Origin of the sequence: Pseudomonas sp. 7SR1 (genome assembly GCF_900156465.1) — a bacterium.
GTDB lineage: Bacteria > Pseudomonadota > Gammaproteobacteria > Pseudomonadales > Pseudomonadaceae > Aquipseudomonas.
Window position 1 is genome coordinate 780,001 of record NZ_LT707064.1, and the last position, 15,844, is coordinate 795,844.

Genomic DNA, 15,844 nt, shown 5'->3' on the forward strand with positions numbered 1-15,844 from the left:
CGGCGCCGGCCTCTGTGTTTTCAATTACAAGCTGGGAAACGCGAACTGCGAAGCCTCATGACTGGCGCGCTGCGGCCAGCGCTGAGTAATGGCCTTGCGTCGAGTATAGAAACGCACGCCATCCGGGCCGTAGGCGTGCAGATCGCCAAACAGCGAACGCTTCCAACCGCCGAAGCTATGGTAGGCCACAGGCACAGGCAACGGTACGTTGACGCCCACCATGCCGACCTCGATCTCATCGCAGAACAGCCGCGCCGCCTCACCATCACGGGTGAAGATGCAAGTGCCGTTGCCATATTCGTGATCATTGATCAGTTGCATGGCCTCTTCCAGGCTATTGACCCGGACAATGCACAGCACCGGCCCGAAGATCTCTTCCTTATAGATGCGCATCTCGGGCGTCACGCGATCGAACAGGCAACCTCCGAGGAAGAAACCTTCTTCGTGCCCGGCCACACTCAAGCCACGACCATCGACCACCAGCGTCGCACCCGATGCCACACCGTCCTCGATATAACCGCTGACCTTGTCGCGATGCTGTCCAGTCACCAACGGCCCCATGTCCAGACCGCACGAGGTGCCGGCGCCAATCTTCAGCGCTTGGATCTGCGGAACCAGCTTGCTCACGAGCGCATCCGCCACCTGGTCCCCGACACAGACAGCCACCGAAATAGCCATGCAACGTTCGCCGCAGGAACCATAGGCAGCCCCCATCAAGGCACTGACCGCATTGTCCAGGTCCGCATCCGGCATCAGCACCGCGTGGTTCTTCGCTCCGCCCAGCGCTTGGACGCGCTTGCCACGCCGAGTGCCCTCGGCATAGATGTATTCGGCAATCGGCGTCGAACCGACAAAACTCAGCGCCTTCACTTCCGGCGCTTCGATCAGCGCATCCACCGCAACCTTGTCGCCATGCACCACGCTCAATACGCCCTTGGGCAGCCCGGCTTCCAGAAGCAGTTGCGCAATCAGCAAGGTCGAGCTCGGATCGCGCTCGGAGGGTTTGAGGATGAAACAGTTGCCGCAAACGATCGCCAGCGGGTACATCCATAGCGGGACCATCGCCGGGAAGTTGAACGGAGTGATCCCCGCCACGACACCCAGCGGTTGAAAGTCCGACCAGGCATCGATGTTCGGGCCTACGTTGCGGCTGTATTCGCCCTTCAGAATTTCCGGTGCGGCGCAGGCGAACTCGACGTTTTCGATACCACGCTTGAGCTCACCAGCCGCATCTTCCAACGTCTTGCCATGCTCCTCGCTGATCAGTTGCGCGATACGCGACTCGTTCTGCTCAAGCAGTTGCTTGAAACGGAACATCACCTGGGCACGCTTGGCCGCCGGCGTCTTGCGCCAGGCAGGGAATGCCGCATTGGCTGCGTCGATAGCCTGTTGGATGGTGGCACTGTCGGCCAATGGCACTTTATGGATCGCCTGGCCGGTGGATGGGTTGAATACATCGGCCGTACGAGCACTGTCACTCAACAACTCGCCATTGATCAAATGCGGGATGAGGCTCATGGAGATCTCCGAAAATTATCCACAGGCGCCCGTGCCCGGGCGCCCATCATTGAATGTATAAAGAAGAGAATGTCAGTCCAGCTTGTTCAGCACTTCACCAACCGCATCGAATAGACGATCCAGGTCCTGAGGCTTGCTGTTGAACGTCGGCCCGAACTGCAGGGTATCGCCGCCGAAACGGACGTAGAACCCGGCCTTCCATAGGGCCATGCCCGCCTCGAACGGACGTACGATTGCATCGCCATCCCGCGGTGCAATCTGGATCGCTCCCGCCAGGCCGAAATTGCGAATATCGATGACGTTCTTCGCCCCCTTGATGCCATGCAGGGCATTTTCGAAATGCGGCGCGACCTCGGCCACGCTCTGCACCAGGTTTTCCTTCTGCAGCAAATCCAGCGCCGCCAGGCCCGCAGCGCACGCCACTGGGTGTGCCGAATAGGTATAACCGTGGGGAAATTCCACCGCGTATTCGGGGGTCGGTTGGTTCATGAAGGTCTGGTAGATCTCGGAACTGGCGATGACCGCGCCCATGGGAACAGCACCGTTGGTGACTTGCTTGGCAATGCACATCAGGTCGGGGGTCACTCCAAAGCTATCTGCACCGAACATCGAACCGGTACGGCCGAAACCGGTGATAACCTCGTCGAATACCAGCAGGATATTGTGCTGGTCGCAGATGTCCCGCAGGCGCTTGAGATAACCTTCAGGCGGCACCAGCACACCGGCGGACCCGGCCATCGGTTCGACGAATACTGCGGCGATATTTGAAGCATCGTGCAGCTCGATCAGCTTGAGCAGCTCATCGGCCAGAGCGATACCGCCCTCCTTCGGCATGCCACGGGAATAGGCGTTGCTTGCCAACAGGGTATGGGGCAGATGGTCGACATCCTGCATGGGCTGGCCGAACAACTTGCGGTTGCCGTTCACGCCACCCAGGCTGGTGCCCGCGATGTTGACGCCGTGATAACCACGGGCTCGGCCAATCATCTTGGTCTTGGTCGCCTGACCCTTGAGGCGCCAGTAGGCACGTACCATTTTCACGGCGGTATCGGCGCACTCGGAACCCGAGTCAGTGAAGAACACGTGGTTGAGGTTGCCTGGCGTCAGGCTGGTGATTTTTTCCGCCAACTGGAACGACAGCGGGTGGCCGTATTGGAAACCTGGCGAGTAATCGAGAGTTCCCAGCTGTTTGGCGACCGCCTCCTGGATCTCCTTGCGAGTGTGCCCGGCGCCACAAGTCCACAGCCCCGACAGCGAGTCGTACACCTTGCGCCCCTTGTCATCGACCAGCCAGCTGCCTTCGGCCGCGACGATCAGACGAGGATCGCGCAGGAAATTGCGGTTGGCGGTGTAAGGCATCCAGTGGGCATCGAGCTTGAGCTGGCTGGCCAGTGAAGCACCAGCGTGTTCGGGCATGTTCATCGACAAAACCTCGCAAGGAATAGACTGCATGAAGACGGAAGTGTGGTTGCGACTACGTTGCCACGGGGATAAAGTCGGTGAAATTCAACTTTTCTAACCTTCAGTCAGCGGTTCACTAAACTATGAGCGTTCGCCGCCCCGATCCGTTGGCCCAGGTCAGCGATTTCGATATCCGCTTGCTGCGCATCTTTCGAAGCGTAGTGGAATCCGGAGGATTTTCTGCGGCGGAAACCGTGCTGGGTATTGGCCGCTCAGCCATCAGCCAGCAGATGAGCGATCTTGAGCAAAGGCTGGGGCTGCGCCTGTGCCAGCGCGGAAGAGCCGGCTTCTCGCTGACGGAAGAAGGTCGCGAGGTGTATCAATCGGCGCTGCAGCTACTGAGCGCGCTGGAAAGCTTTCGTACCGAGGTCAACGGCCTCCACCAGCACCTGCGTGGCGAACTGATCATCGGCCTGACCGACAATCTCGTCACCCTGCCTCACATGCGCATCACCCATGCCCTGGCTCAGTTGAAGGAGCGCGGGCCCGACGTACAGATCCAGATTCGCATGATTGCCCCTAACGAAGTCGAGCAGGGCGTACTCGACGGGCGCCTGCATGTCGGCGTAGTGCCCCAGGCCAGCCCCCTTTCCGGGCTGGAGTACCAGCCGCTCTACAGCGAACGCTCGCTGCTTTACTGCGCCGTCGGGCATCCGCTGTTTTATGTGGATGACCTGCAGCTCGACGAAGCGCGCCTGAACAGCCAGGACGCCATCGCGCCAACGTTCCGCCTGCCTGCTGAAATCCAGGCCCGTTACCAGGCACTCAACTGCACTGCCAGCGCATCGGACCGCGAAGGGATGGCGTTCCTGATTCTCACCGGGCGCTACATCGGCTATCTGCCGGATCACTACGCCAACCTCTGGGTCCAGCAAGGCCGGTTGCGCGCCCTGAAACCCAGGGAACGCTTTTATGACCTGAGCCTGGTGACGGTGACGCGCAAGGGCCGACGTCCTCATCTGGTGCTGGAGAGTTTTCTCGAGAATCTCGCGGCTACCCGCTGACACCTCGCAGATGCGTGGGCAGGGTTTGCCCAGCGATAACGGAAAGGCTTTTGTCACAACGGCACTTGTCGGATCATCGCCGGTGCGCTATCAACGCATTTGCTTGCCCCACAGACCCAGTTCGGAAACGTCCATGACCTTCGAAGTCCCTGCCCACGGTGGCAAGCCCACCGGCCGAATTCGTCAAAAGAACGAAGAGACCATCCTCAAGGCCGCTGAAGATGAATTCGCCCGGCACGGATTCAAAGGCACAAGCATGAACACGATCGCCCTGAATGCCGGACTGCCCAAAGCGAACCTGCACTATTACTTCACCAATAAACTCGGGCTGTATGTCGCAGTCCTGAGCAACATCATCGAATTGTGGGACAGCACCTTCAACACCCTCACGGCTGAGGATGATCCGGCCGAAGCCTTGACCCGTTACATCCGCGCCAAGATGGAGTTTTCCCGCCGCCACCCCCAGGCCTCGCGGATCTTCGCCATGGAAGTGATCAGTGGCGGCGAATGCCTGACCGAATACTTCAACCAGGACTACCGTGCCTGGTTCAAGGGTCGTGCAGCGGTGTTCCAGGCCTGGATCGATGCCGGCAAGATGGATCCGGTCGATCCGGTACATCTTATCTTCCTGCTATGGGGCAGCACCCAGCACTACGCCGACTTCGCCACCCAGATATGCCGCGTGACGGGACGTAGCAAACTGACCAAACAGGACATGATCGAGGCCGGCGACAACCTGATCCGCATCATTCTCAAAGGCTGCGGCCTTACCCCCATCCTCTGAGTTCCAGCATGCCTTTTACCCTTGTCGGCCTTTGCGAGTACCGCGAAGAAATTCGCAAAAGCCGCTTCATTACATTCGCCGCCCCCATCACCAGTCCCGCCGAGGCCCAGGCCTTCATCGAGCAGCACAGCGACCTGGACGCAACGCATAATTGCTGGGCGTGGAAACTGGGCGATCAATATCGCAGCAACGATGATGGGGAACCGGGTGGAACCGCTGGAAGGCCGATCCTGGCCGCCATCGAAGCCCAGGCTTGCGATCAGGTCGTGGTGCTGGTGATCCGTTGGTACGGCGGGATCCAGTTGGGCACGGGCGGGCTGGCGCGGGCTTATGGCGGCGGCGCGAACAAGTGCCTGCAGAGTGCCGACAAGACAGAATTGATCAGCCGCGTGGCGCTGCATTGTACCTGCGCGTTCGCAGAGCTGGCCCTGTTGAAGCTGCGTGTCGCCGAATCTGGCGGACTGATAAACAACGAATCATTCACCGCCAACGGTGTGGAGTTGCAGCTGGCGGTAGCCGAAGCCCAGATCCAGACCTTGCAGGCACAACTGGCCGACTTGAGTCGCGGCCGAATTGTGCTGGTGCGAACCGACGGCGCTGATAATACCTGATCAAAATTGCCCACAACCACTGTGCAGCCGGCTGTGGATAACCTGAGCACATTCCTTTGCAACCCTTCTGTCATGCGGCTTTGCGAGGGTTGCTCATTTTTCGTCCAAGCGCCTGGCCAATCCAAATTCCATCCATAAAACAAACGCTTGCAGGGGGTTATCACTTTTGGAAGAAAGCCGGCCAACGCTTATGCCCGAGTCTCGGGCTTTCACACAATAACTGTGGAGCAAGCTGTGGATAACCCGTTCATGTCTCCCGCGACCCCAGGAAATGCATGGTTCTCAAGCGCTTGCTCACTTTTTAACCATTCCCCCCATGGACAAAACGAGCTTGCTCGCCACGTACAGGCAACAGCTGGACGACGGCCCACATCAACTCGAAAAACAGAAATACCCACACCAGCGCGCTGGCGCCATGCAGCAGCGCGTAAAGCATCCAGGTCGCAAACAGCAACCGCCCCACGGCGTCATACCGCCCGTACAGTGGCCGCGGATCCCGAATCCGCAGTACCGACCATACACAAACGATCGAGCCCAAGAGATTGGCCACCAACAGGTGCATGACCCCAAACGGGGGCAACTCTCCAGGCAGGCCGAGCATCTGGGTCGCGCCCAGCAACCAGCCGTGCAGAGCGGCGAAACTCCATGGCGTGGCGAATGCCGCAGTGACGATCAGGTCGTACCAGGCGCCACCGAGCACCACGCGACGAAATTGCAGTGAAGTCCACATAGGCATTGCTCCAGATAATCAAGGAGCGAAAAGACTAAAGCCTGGAGTAAGCTCCAGGGTCAAGCTTTCCGGAGATTGCCATGCGAATCGGTGAACTAGCCCAGGCCTGTGCCGTGAGTCGTGACACGCTGCGCTTCTACGAGCAGCGCGGACTGATTGCGGCGGGCCGCAGCGCCAATGGGTATCGCGACTACCCCGCCGACATGGTGCAACTGGTGCTCTATATCAAGACAGCTCAACGCCTGGGCTTTACCCTCGGCGAGATCGGCAGCAGCGTCGCCGCCCTGCGGCAGGCACCTGACCCGGACCGCGCCGTGGCTCAACTGCTGCAGAACAAACTGAACCTGATCGAAACCCGCATGAACGAACTCGACGCTTTGCGTCACGAGCTGAAACAACGGCTCGGGCAACGTTGTCCATTAAATCCGTGACCATTTCTTTCTAGGATGCTCCCCATGAATTCGGCAAAAAACGCACTGATCATTGGCGCCTCTCGGGGGCTGGGCCTTGGCCTGGTGAAAACGTTGCTGAGCGATGGCTGGAACGTGACCGCCACCGTACGCAATCCGCAGAACGCGCAGGCATTGAAGGCGCTGGGCCCGGTTCGAATAGAAAAACTCGACATGGATGACCAGCAAGCCGTAATCGCCCTGAGCCAACAGCTCAAGGGCGAAACCTATGATCTTCTGTTCGTCAACGCGGGCGTCAAAGGCCCGGACAACCAGAACCCCGGCGGCGCGACGCTGGCCGAAGTCGGCCAGTTGTTCTTTACCAACGCAGTGGCACCGATCAACCTGGCCCAACGGTTCGTTGGCCAGATCCGCGAAGGCAGCGGCGTCCTGGCATTCATGAGTTCGGTCCTGGGCAGCGTGACCATGCCCGACGCGCCGGAACTGGCGTTGTACAAGGCCAGCAAGGCCGCGCTCAATTCCATGACCAACAGCTTCGTTACCCAACTGGGCGGACGGCCATTGACGGTACTGTCATTGCACCCGGGCTGGGTGAAAACCGACATGGGCGGTGAAGGGGCGGATATCGACGTCGAAACCAGTACTCGTGGATTGATCGACCAGGTCAACGCCTTTGCCGGCAAGGGTGGACATCACTTCGTCAACTACAAGGGCGAAACCATCCCCTGGTAATGACGGACATTGGCAATAGGCTTACTTGCCAAGACAACGGGCCAGCCGGCATCAACGCCGGGTGCCCTTGCACATTCGCGAGTAAGCCCGCCTGCCCAGGAGCACGCGGCCCGGCACTGGAAATGTGTCCGGCAACCTGAGTAAACTCGCGCTTCGCCCCCAACGGCGACCCTGGATCAGCAGACAGGGCATCACTGAGCTGGCTAACCTGAACCCACTTTCAGAGGAGCCGGCCACCATGCCTGCGACCCGTACCTGGTTGAAAAATCCCCTCGCCATCTTCACGGCCAACGACCTCGACGCCCGTGGCGGCCTCGTCCTGCAAGGCGGTGTGATCGTCGAACTGCTGAGCGCGGGCCAATCCCCTTCCCTTCCCTGGGACAACGTCTTCGATGCACGCGACCATGTCGTGCTGCCGGGTTTGATCAATACCCATCACCATTTCTACCAGACGCTGACCCGCGCCTGGGCGCCGGTGGTCAACCAGCCATTATTCCCGTGGTTGAAAACCCTGTATCCGGTGTGGGCGCGGCTGACGCCGGAAAAACTTGCCCTGGCGACCCGAGTGGCACTGGCTGAATTGCTGCTGTCGGGCTGCACCACGGCCGCCGACCATCATTACCTGTTCCCCGAAGGGTTGGAAAACGCAATCGACGTGCAAGTGCACAGTGTCCGCGAACTGGGCATGCGCGCGATGCTGACCCGCGGTTCCATGAGCCTGGGCGAAGCCGACGGTGGCCTGCCGCCGCAGCAGACGGTGCAACAGGGCCAGGTAATTCTCGATGACAGCCAGCGCTTGATCGAGCGTTACCATGAGCGCGGCGACGGCGCGCAGGTCCAGATCGCCCTGGCGCCCTGCTCTCCATTCTCGGTCACCCCCGAAATCATGAAAGCCAGCGCCGACCTGGCGGACAGCCTCGATGTCCGCCTGCATACACACCTGGCAGAGACCCTCGACGAGGAAGACTTCTGCCTGCAGCGTTTCGGCCAGCGTACCGTGGACTACCTGGACAGCGTCGGCTGGCTCGGTCCTCGCACCTGGCTGGCCCACGGCATTCATTTCAACACCGACGAAATCGCTCGCCTTGGCGCCGCCGGCACCGGCATCTGCCATTGCCCCAGCTCAAACATGCGCCTGGCCTCGGGTATCTGCCCCACCGTCGAGCTGACCGCCGCCGGCGCCCCCCTTGGCCTCGGTGTGGACGGTTCGGCTTCCAACGACGCCTCGAACATGATCCTGGAAACCCGCCAGGCGCTGTACATCCAGCGCCTGCGCTACGGCGCACAGGCAATCACGCCAGAAAGGGTGCTGGGCTGGGCAACCCGGGGCTCGGCGCAGTTGCTCGGACGCAGCGACATCGGCGAACTGGCGGTGGGCAAACAGGCTGACCTGGCCCTGTTCAAGCTCGACGAGCTGCGCTTTTCCGGCAGCCACGATCCGATTTCAGCCTTGTTGCTGTGCGGCGCGGACCGGGCCGATCGGGTGATGATCGGCGGACGATGGCGCGTCATCGACGGCCAGGTCGAGGGGCTCGATCTGAAGGGGCTGATTGCCGACCACGGTCAGGCGGCGCGGGAACTGATCGCGGGTATCTGACCTGAAGCCTGCTCGCGATGCACACTGCTGTCGCGAGCAGGCCTTAGAGGCCCAGCAGCGACAACATGATGAAGGTCGCGAACAGGACGAAGTGAGTCATGCCTTCGATGGCATTGGTTTCGCCATCGTTGAGGTTGATGGCGCTGACGATCAGGGTGATGAAGATCATCACTGTCTGCACCGGGGTCATCGCCATCTGGAAAGGCTGGCCGGAGTAGAGCGCCATGGCCTCCATCACCGGCACTGTCAGGATCACCGTCGATAACGAAGCCCCCAGGGCAATGTTCACCACCGACTGCATCCGATTGGCGAGAGCGGCGCGCAGGGCGGTGAGGATTTCCGGTGCGGCGGAAATGGCCGCCACCAGTATCGCGGTGACCACCGGCGGTGCGCCTGAGCCCTCCAGGCCCAGGTCGATGGCCTTGGACATGACCTCGGCCAGCGCGCCGATCAGCACGACGCCAAACACCAGCGCACCGATGGAAAACGCCAGGCTGATGGGCTTGGGCTCGTTCTCCAGCGGTTCTTTCCGGCGGCGCTTTTCCGGATAGCTGTAGCTGAAGAAATAGCTGTGAGGTCCGACCTGCATGCGAAGAAAAAGGGTGTACAGCACGATCATCGCGCCGATGGTGAATGCCGAATAGTGCTTCCAGTTTTCCTGGGGAATGAATTCGGGCACCACCATCGAAACGCCCATGGCGGTGAGAATCATCACGCTGTAGGTGCGTGCCGAATCGTCGTTATAGACCTGCTCGCCATGCTTGAGCCCACCCATCAGCGCGGCGAGCCCGAGGATGCCATTGATGTCGAGCATCACTGCGCTATAGATCGTGTCCCGCACCAGAGTGGGAGATGCCTGGTTGCTCATCATGATCGCCAGGACCACGACCTCTACCAGTACCGCCGACAGGGTCAGGATCATGGTGCCGTATGGATCGCCGACCTTTTCCGCCAGCAGTTCGGCGTGATGGGCCACGCGCATGGACGCCGCGATAATGAAGCCGATCAGGACCAACCCACCCGTCAGCGCAACGATCCGGCCACCGCCCAACAGCCAGTGTTCCAGCGGATAGGCGACGAGCGCCGCCAGAAGCGCCAGCAACAACAGTTTTTCTTGCTTGATCAATGAGGACATCCCAGGCCTGCACTGTGCGCGGAGTCATGAGCTACTAGACTGTGGGGGGCTACGAACGTTTCCTCCGATTCATCGACCCGCGAGGCTCGCGGTGCGCAGCCTTGCCCAGACAGTGGATCGGCCGGTCAGGTTTTACCAGACATTACGGCCAGCCTCTGTAGAATGGCTGCCATCGATTCGCTGATGAGAAAAGAACATGTACGACTGGCTGAACGCCCTGCCCAAGGCTGAACTACACCTGCACCTGGAGGGCTCGCTGGAGCCCGAGCTGCTGTTCGCCCTGGCCGAACGCAACAGGATCGCCCTGCCGTGGAGCGACGTCGACACCCTGCGCAAGGCCTATGCCTTCAACAACCTGCAGGAGTTCCTCGACCTGTATTACCAAGGCGCCGACGTCTTGCGCACCTCGCAGGATTTCTACGACCTGACCTGGGCCTACCTGCTCCGTTGCAAGGAGCAGAACGTGGTCCACACAGAGCCGTTCTTCGACCCACAGACCCACACCGACCGTGGCATTCCTTTCGAAGTGGTGCTCAACGGTATCGCCGCCGCCCTCAAGGACGGTGAACAGCAACTGGGCATCACCAGTGGCCTTATCCTCAGCTTCCTGCGTCACCTGAGCGAAGAACAGGCCGAGAAAACCCTCGACCAGGCGCTGCCCTTCCGCGATGCCTTCGTGGCCGTGGGTCTGGACAGCTCCGAGATGGGGCATCCACCGAGCAAGTTCCAGCGGGTATTCGACCGCGCGCGTCACGAAGGTTTCCTGACCGTGGCCCACGCAGGCGAGGAGGGCCCGCCCGAATACATCTGGGAGGCCCTCGACCTGCTGAAGATCCAGCGCATCGACCACGGTGTGCGGGCCATCGAAGACGAGCGGTTGATGCGGCGGATCATCGACGAGCAGATTCCGCTGACGGTCTGCCCGTTGTCCAATACCAAGCTCTGTGTGTTCGACGACATGTCGCAGCACAATATCCTCGACATGCTCGAGCGTGGCGTGAAGGTGACCGTCAACTCGGACGATCCGGCGTACTTCGGCGGCTACGTCACGGAAAACTTCCACGCGCTGCACACTCATCTGGGCATGACCCAGGACCAGGCCAGGCGTCTGGCGCAAAACAGCCTGGATGCACGCCTGGTCAAGCCTTAAGCCTCACAATGAGCGACTCGCCACAGAAAAAGACCTGTGGCGAGTACTCTTGCTCCCCTCGCCACGGTCGTGTTCGTTACCTGGTGGCTTCGCTCAATTCTTCCAGGGTCCTGCCCCGGGTTTCCATCCCGAACAACCACACCACTCCGGCCGCCACGGCGAAGCACAGCGCGCCCAAAGCGAATACACCGCCCTGTCCGGTGATGGGAAATACCAGACCGGTCACCAGTGGCCCGAGCAACGAGCCGATGCGACCGACCGCGGAGGCAAAGCCCGAGCCCGTGGCCCGCGCCGAGGTGGGATACAGTTCCGGCGTGTAGGTGTAGAGCACCGCCCACATGCCGAACAGGAAGAACTGCATCAGCAGACCGGTGCCGATCAACAGGCCAACGTTGCCGCCGAACACCGCGCTCTGCCCATAGAGAAACGCCATTACGCCACCGCCCAACAGGGTCATGACACACACGGGCTTACGTCCCCAGCGTTCCACCAGCCAGGCCGCCATCAGGAACCCCGGGATCCCGCCCAGGGAAATCAGTACGGTGTAATACACCGACTGGGTCACGGCAAACCCCGACTGCTGCAGGAGCGCGCTCAGCCAGGATGTCAGCCCGTAGAATCCCAGCAGGGCGAAGAACCAGACACTCCAGATCATCATCGTGCGCTGGCGATACAACGGTGACCAGATCCGCGTCAGCGCCGAAAAGAACGTGCCCGGCGCATCCACCTGCCTCGGCAGCCGGATCGGCTCCGGCAGTGCCTGGCTCCCCAGGGAGCGCCGGACCTTGTCCTCGATTCGTCCCAGCACGGCGTCCGCCTCGCCATCCCGCCCGGCTTGTTCCAGCCAGCGCGGCGACTCGGGAATGAAGAAGCGAATCACCAGGACGAACACCGCCGGTACCGCCAGCACCAGAAAGATGTCGCGCCAGCCGATCACCGGCAGCAGGAAATACGACAGCGCCCCCGCCGCCACGAAGCCCAGCGGCCAGAAGCCATCCATCAAGGCAATGTAGCGTCCCCGCTGCCTGGCCGGGATCAGCTCAGAAAGCATGGACTGGGCAATCGGAAATTCCATGCCCATGCCGATCCCCAGCAGGATGCGAAACAGCGTCAGTGTCTCGATGTCCTGGGCGGTGGAGCACAGGTAACTGGCGACGCCCCACAACACGATGCTCCACTGGAACACCGGTTTGCGCCCGAACCGATCAGCCAGCATCCCCGATAACGACGCCCCCACCACCATGCCGAAGAAGCTGGAGCTGGCCAGCAGTCCCGCCTGGGCAGTGCTCAAGCCGAACTCGACTTTGATCGAGCCCAGCAGGAAGGTCATCATGGCCAGGTCCATCGAGTCGAAGAAAAACGCCAGGGCGATGATGATGAAGATAACCCGGTGATATCCGCTGATGGGCAGCCGCTCCAAGCGTTCTGCCGCACTGTAACGGTGAGTGTCCATATTGCGTCCCCAAGTCCGATGATCGTCGGCCCGAGTGTGCGCGAACCTCGCGGCTGGCTATTGCTGAATACGACCTTTCGATAGCCCTAGAGCGCCATTTCCAGGGCATCCTGCCTGGCGAAACGATGGATTTCCTGCTGGCCGAGCACCGTCACCTGCAAGGCGCGTGAGTCGTTGGGCAGGCTCAACCAGCCGGACTGCATGAACAATTGCAGCAACGCAGCCCCCAGGGCGCCTCCCAGGTGCGGACGGCGTTCGCTCCAATCGGGGCAGGCGCAGGCGGTGCGGGCATTGCGATGGGCCAGGGCCTGGATGAACAGGCCATGACCGGCCAACTGGCTGGAACCCTTGTGGGTGACGATGACACGCTGGTCGCACTGCTCGATCCAGCCGGCATCCAGCAGGCGCTGGTACAGGTCGGCCGCCAGGGTGCCTCCCAAGTGATCGTCACACAGCCTGGCCCGCAACAACGAGGCCGGGGCCGACGGCGCCTTGGTTGGCATCACCCCTCGCTTGAAGACCTCCGGGATCTGTCGCGGTGTGCTGGCGAGCGTGGCGCTGGCCAGGGCCTCGACAGCCGCGCCGATCTCGGGTGCCGCGAGGCGGAAAAACCGTTTGCGTCCCCGGGCTTCGACTTTCAACAGGCCACCGGCGGACAGGCGCCCCAGATGAGCACTGGCCGAGGACGGCGATAACCCGGCCAGCAAAGCCAGCTCTTCAGCCTGCCGCGCCGTGCCGTCCATCAGCGCCCACATCATTGCGCTGCGCTTTGGGTCGGCCAGCAGCGTGGCGATCTGGCTGATGCAAGGTGCATGTTCCATGTATTCACTCCCTGTTGAATCATTCGTCTACTGCTCTGGGGCCTGGTGACCCGTCATGAGGCGCCGCCCAAGGCGGCCCGACCGCGGGAACCGACGGCATCGATGCATCGACGGGACAATGCTTCCCCCGTGCCGTGTCGATTCAGGCGGCCGTTAGTATAAGCGTGGCGACCAAGCTTTCCTGTCCTCCGGAAACCTTTGGAGGCGATTGTTCATGAGGGAAAATTCTCTATTTGCCCGCGACTATTGGTCATCCTCTGTCGAGCGCGGAAATTGCGCGGTCAAATGTCCACAGCGGGCCTTGAGCATTTCCCGCAACAGGTTGATGGGCTTGCTCAACTGTGCCCGATGAGCACACAGCAGATTCAGCGGCGCACGCTCGCATTGCAGGTGCGGCAGCAGGATCTTCAAGCGTCCGGCCAGCACATCGGTCGAGACATCCAGCCACGACTTGTAGGCGATGCCCGCCCCGGCCACCGCCCAGCGTCGCACCACGTCGGCATCGTCGCTGAAGCGGTCCCCGCTGACGGTGAGACTCACTTCCCGCTTACCGTCATGAAAGCACCAGCGGTCATGGACCCGGGTACCGAGCATGTACAACAGGCAATTGTGCTGGGCCAGTTGTTCCAGCTGACGAGGTTCGCCATGGCGGGCCAGGTAGTCCGGCGCAGCACATAGCACCCTGCGGTTATCCGCCGCGACCGCAAGGGCCACCAGGCTAGAGTCCTCCGGTTCGCCATAACGCAGCGCGATGTCCACGGGTTGCTTGAACAGGTCGGCGATCCGATCCCCCAGCAACAGCCGCACCGTCAGCCCGGGATGCTCGCCCTGGAATTCGTCCAGCCAGGGCAGCAGCAGGTTGCGCCCCAGATCCGAGGGTGCGGACAGCTGCAGCACACCACTGACCCGGTCCTGGCCACTGGTCAACAATCGCCGTCCCTCGTCGAGGCTGCTCAGTGCGGCCCGGGCATATTCGAGGAAGCTCTCCCCTTCGGCGGTCAGGCGCAGGCTGCGGGTCGAACGGGCCAACAGCCGGGCCCCAAGATGCTGCTCGATCCGCTTCAATGCGGCACTGGCCACCGCTGCCGACAGGTCCATGACCCTGGCCGCGGCAGAAAGGCTGCCCAGATCCGCCGCCCGGACAAAGAGCTGCAGGTCATCGAATCGAAGCATGGCGACTCCATTATCAAAAAAATATTGAAAGAGCCTGTTCTTTTAGCCGGTTTTATCGCGTCGATAAATAGCTAACCATTGGCGGCATCCAATCATCTGACGGAGCCGCTTCATGAAAGCCATTGCCTACTACCATTCGCTGCCGATCACCGACGTGGAATCGTTGCAGGACATCGAGTTACCCGAACCTGTCGCAGGTCCCCGGGACCTGCTGGTGGAAGTCAAGGCCATTTCGGTCAACCCGGTCGACACCAAGGTCCGCCAGAATGTCTCGCCTGAAGGTGGCGCCGCCAAGGTGCTGGGCTGGGACGTGGCCGGTGTGGTCAAGGCCGTGGGCAGCGAAGTATCCTTGTTCAAGGCCGGTGACAAAGTGTTCTACGCCGGTTCCATCGCCAGGGCGGGTGGCAACAGTGAATTGCACGTGGTGGACGAGCGCATCGTTGGCCACATGCCCGTGACCCTCGGTTTTGCCGAGGCGGCCGCACTGCCATTGACAGCCATAACCGCCTGGGAGCTGTTGTTCGAACGGCTGCAGATCCGCGAAGGCCAGGACAACAGCGACCAGAGCCTGCTGATCGTCGGTGCCGCGGGAGGCGTGGGTTCGATCCTGACGCAACTGGCTCGCCGGCTCACCGGGCTGAAGGTCATCGGCACCGCTTCCCGGCCACAGACCCAGGAGTGGGTACGGGGCCTGGGGGCCGACCTGGTGATCGATCACAGCCAACCGTTGAGCCAAGCACTGAAAGCAGCGGGCCAGTCCCAAGTGACCCACGTTGCCAGCCTGACCCAGACCGACCAGCATCTGGAGCAATTGGTCGAGGCCCTGGCCCCCCAGGGCAAGCTGGCGCTGATCGACGATCCCAAGGCGTTGGACGTAACCAAACTCAAGCGCAAAAGCCTGTCGCTGCACTGGGAATTCATGTACACCCGCTCGCTGTTCGAAACGCCAGACATGATTGAACAGCACCGCCTGCTCAACCGTGTCGCCGCGCTGGTCGACGCCGGCACCCTGAAGACCACCGTCGGGGAACACTTCGGCATCATCAACGCCGAAAACCTGCGCCGCGCCCATGCGCTGCTGGAAAGCGGCAAGGCCAAGGGCAAGATCGTACTCGAAGGCTTCTAGCGATCGGCATGGCAGCTTGCTTGCGATGAATATGAGGAGGCACGGGACAGCGTGCCGCTCTCATCGCAAGCCTGCCCCTGGACGGAAATAGCCACCGTCAGTCTGACAATTGACCGTTGTCACAATTGCGATCGTATTC

The 15,844-nt window shown here is 61.2% G+C and carries 15 protein-coding genes; 8 read left to right on the forward strand and 7 right to left on the reverse strand.

Annotated features, from left to right (window positions below):
* Positions 1 to 24: 24 nt before the first annotated feature.
* Together BW992_RS03700 and BW992_RS03705 are read right to left on the reverse strand one after the other, a co-directional pair.
* Positions 25 to 1,518, reverse strand: coding sequence for a CoA-acylating methylmalonate-semialdehyde dehydrogenase (locus BW992_RS03700; protein ID WP_072397784.1), 1,494 nt, complete (start codon positions 1,516 to 1,518; stop codon positions 25 to 27).
* A 72-nt stretch (positions 1,519 to 1,590) separates the two neighbouring features.
* Positions 1,591 to 2,940, reverse strand: a complete 1,350-nt coding sequence (locus tag BW992_RS03705) for an aspartate aminotransferase family protein (RefSeq protein WP_072431746.1) — start codon at positions 2,938 to 2,940, stop codon at positions 1,591 to 1,593.
* 122 nt (positions 2,941 to 3,062) lie between these two features.
* Here BW992_RS03705 and BW992_RS03710 point away from each other — a divergent pair, with 122 nt between their 5' ends.
* From BW992_RS03710 to BW992_RS03720, 3 genes are all read left to right on the forward strand, one after another.
* A complete protein-coding gene (locus BW992_RS03710; RefSeq protein ID WP_072397786.1) occupies positions 3,063 to 3,983 on the forward strand; it encodes a LysR family transcriptional regulator in 921 nt (306 codons plus the stop codon).
* Positions 3,984 to 4,116: 133 nt separating this feature from the next.
* Positions 4,117 to 4,767, forward strand: a complete 651-nt coding sequence (locus BW992_RS03715; RefSeq protein ID WP_072397787.1) for a TetR/AcrR family transcriptional regulator — start codon at positions 4,117 to 4,119, stop codon at positions 4,765 to 4,767.
* Between the two features lie 8 nt (positions 4,768 to 4,775).
* On the forward strand, positions 4,776 to 5,378 hold the full coding sequence (locus tag BW992_RS03720; protein WP_072431745.1) for an IMPACT family protein: 603 nt from the start codon (positions 4,776 to 4,778) through the stop codon (positions 5,376 to 5,378).
* 301 nt (positions 5,379 to 5,679) lie between these two features.
* Here the strand turns inward: BW992_RS03720 and BW992_RS03725 are convergent, their stop codons facing one another.
* On the reverse strand, positions 5,680 to 6,108 hold the full coding sequence (locus BW992_RS03725) for a hypothetical protein (RefSeq protein WP_072397789.1): 429 nt from the start codon (positions 6,106 to 6,108) through the stop codon (positions 5,680 to 5,682).
* Between the two features lie 80 nt (positions 6,109 to 6,188).
* Here BW992_RS03725 and BW992_RS03730 point away from each other — a divergent pair, with 80 nt between their 5' ends.
* From BW992_RS03730 to BW992_RS03740, 3 genes are all read left to right on the forward strand, one after another.
* Positions 6,189 to 6,539 (forward strand): MerR family transcriptional regulator, encoded by a 351-nt coding sequence (locus BW992_RS03730; RefSeq protein ID WP_072397790.1) that lies wholly within the window; start codon positions 6,189 to 6,191, stop codon positions 6,537 to 6,539.
* Between the two features lie 24 nt (positions 6,540 to 6,563).
* Positions 6,564 to 7,250 carry an SDR family oxidoreductase gene (locus BW992_RS03735; protein WP_072397791.1) on the forward strand — a complete coding sequence of 229 codons (687 nt, stop codon included), beginning with the start codon at positions 6,564 to 6,566 and terminating at the stop codon, positions 7,248 to 7,250.
* 238 nt (positions 7,251 to 7,488) lie between these two features.
* A complete protein-coding gene (locus BW992_RS03740) occupies positions 7,489 to 8,847 on the forward strand; it encodes an 8-oxoguanine deaminase (protein WP_072458596.1) in 1,359 nt (452 codons plus the stop codon).
* Between the two features lie 43 nt (positions 8,848 to 8,890).
* Here BW992_RS03740 and BW992_RS03745 read toward each other — a convergent pair whose 3' ends face one another.
* Positions 8,891 to 9,982, reverse strand: coding sequence for a calcium:proton antiporter (locus tag BW992_RS03745; RefSeq protein WP_072397793.1), 1,092 nt, complete (start codon positions 9,980 to 9,982; stop codon positions 8,891 to 8,893).
* Positions 9,983 to 10,178: 196 nt separating this feature from the next.
* Between BW992_RS03745 and BW992_RS03750 the strand changes: the two genes are divergently transcribed.
* The gene (locus tag BW992_RS03750; protein WP_072431743.1) at positions 10,179 to 11,132 is read left to right on the forward strand and encodes an adenosine deaminase; all 954 of its coding nucleotides are present in this window, start codon (positions 10,179 to 10,181) and stop codon (positions 11,130 to 11,132) included.
* A 76-nt stretch (positions 11,133 to 11,208) separates the two neighbouring features.
* On the opposite strand, the gene BW992_RS03755 is transcribed toward BW992_RS03750, so the two are convergent.
* The 3 genes from BW992_RS03755 to BW992_RS03765 all read right to left on the reverse strand — a co-directional run bounded on the left by BW992_RS03755 (position 11,209) and on the right by BW992_RS03765 (position 14,579).
* On the reverse strand, positions 11,209 to 12,585 hold the full coding sequence (locus tag BW992_RS03755; RefSeq protein WP_072431742.1) for an MFS transporter: 1,377 nt from the start codon (positions 12,583 to 12,585) through the stop codon (positions 11,209 to 11,211).
* Positions 12,586 to 12,671: 86 nt separating this feature from the next.
* A complete protein-coding gene (locus BW992_RS03760; RefSeq protein WP_072397796.1) occupies positions 12,672 to 13,406 on the reverse strand; it encodes an ArsR/SmtB family transcription factor in 735 nt (244 codons plus the stop codon).
* 243 nt (positions 13,407 to 13,649) lie between these two features.
* Complete coding sequence (locus BW992_RS03765) at positions 13,650 to 14,579, reverse strand: LysR family transcriptional regulator (protein ID WP_072397797.1); 930 nt, start codon at positions 14,577 to 14,579, stop codon at positions 13,650 to 13,652.
* Between the two features lie 112 nt (positions 14,580 to 14,691).
* Here BW992_RS03765 and BW992_RS03770 point away from each other — a divergent pair, with 112 nt between their 5' ends.
* Positions 14,692 to 15,705: a zinc-binding alcohol dehydrogenase family protein gene (locus BW992_RS03770; RefSeq protein ID WP_072397798.1), complete on the forward strand. Its 1,014-nt coding sequence runs from the start codon at positions 14,692 to 14,694 to the stop codon at positions 15,703 to 15,705.
* The last annotated feature ends 139 nt before the right edge of the window (positions 15,706 to 15,844 follow it).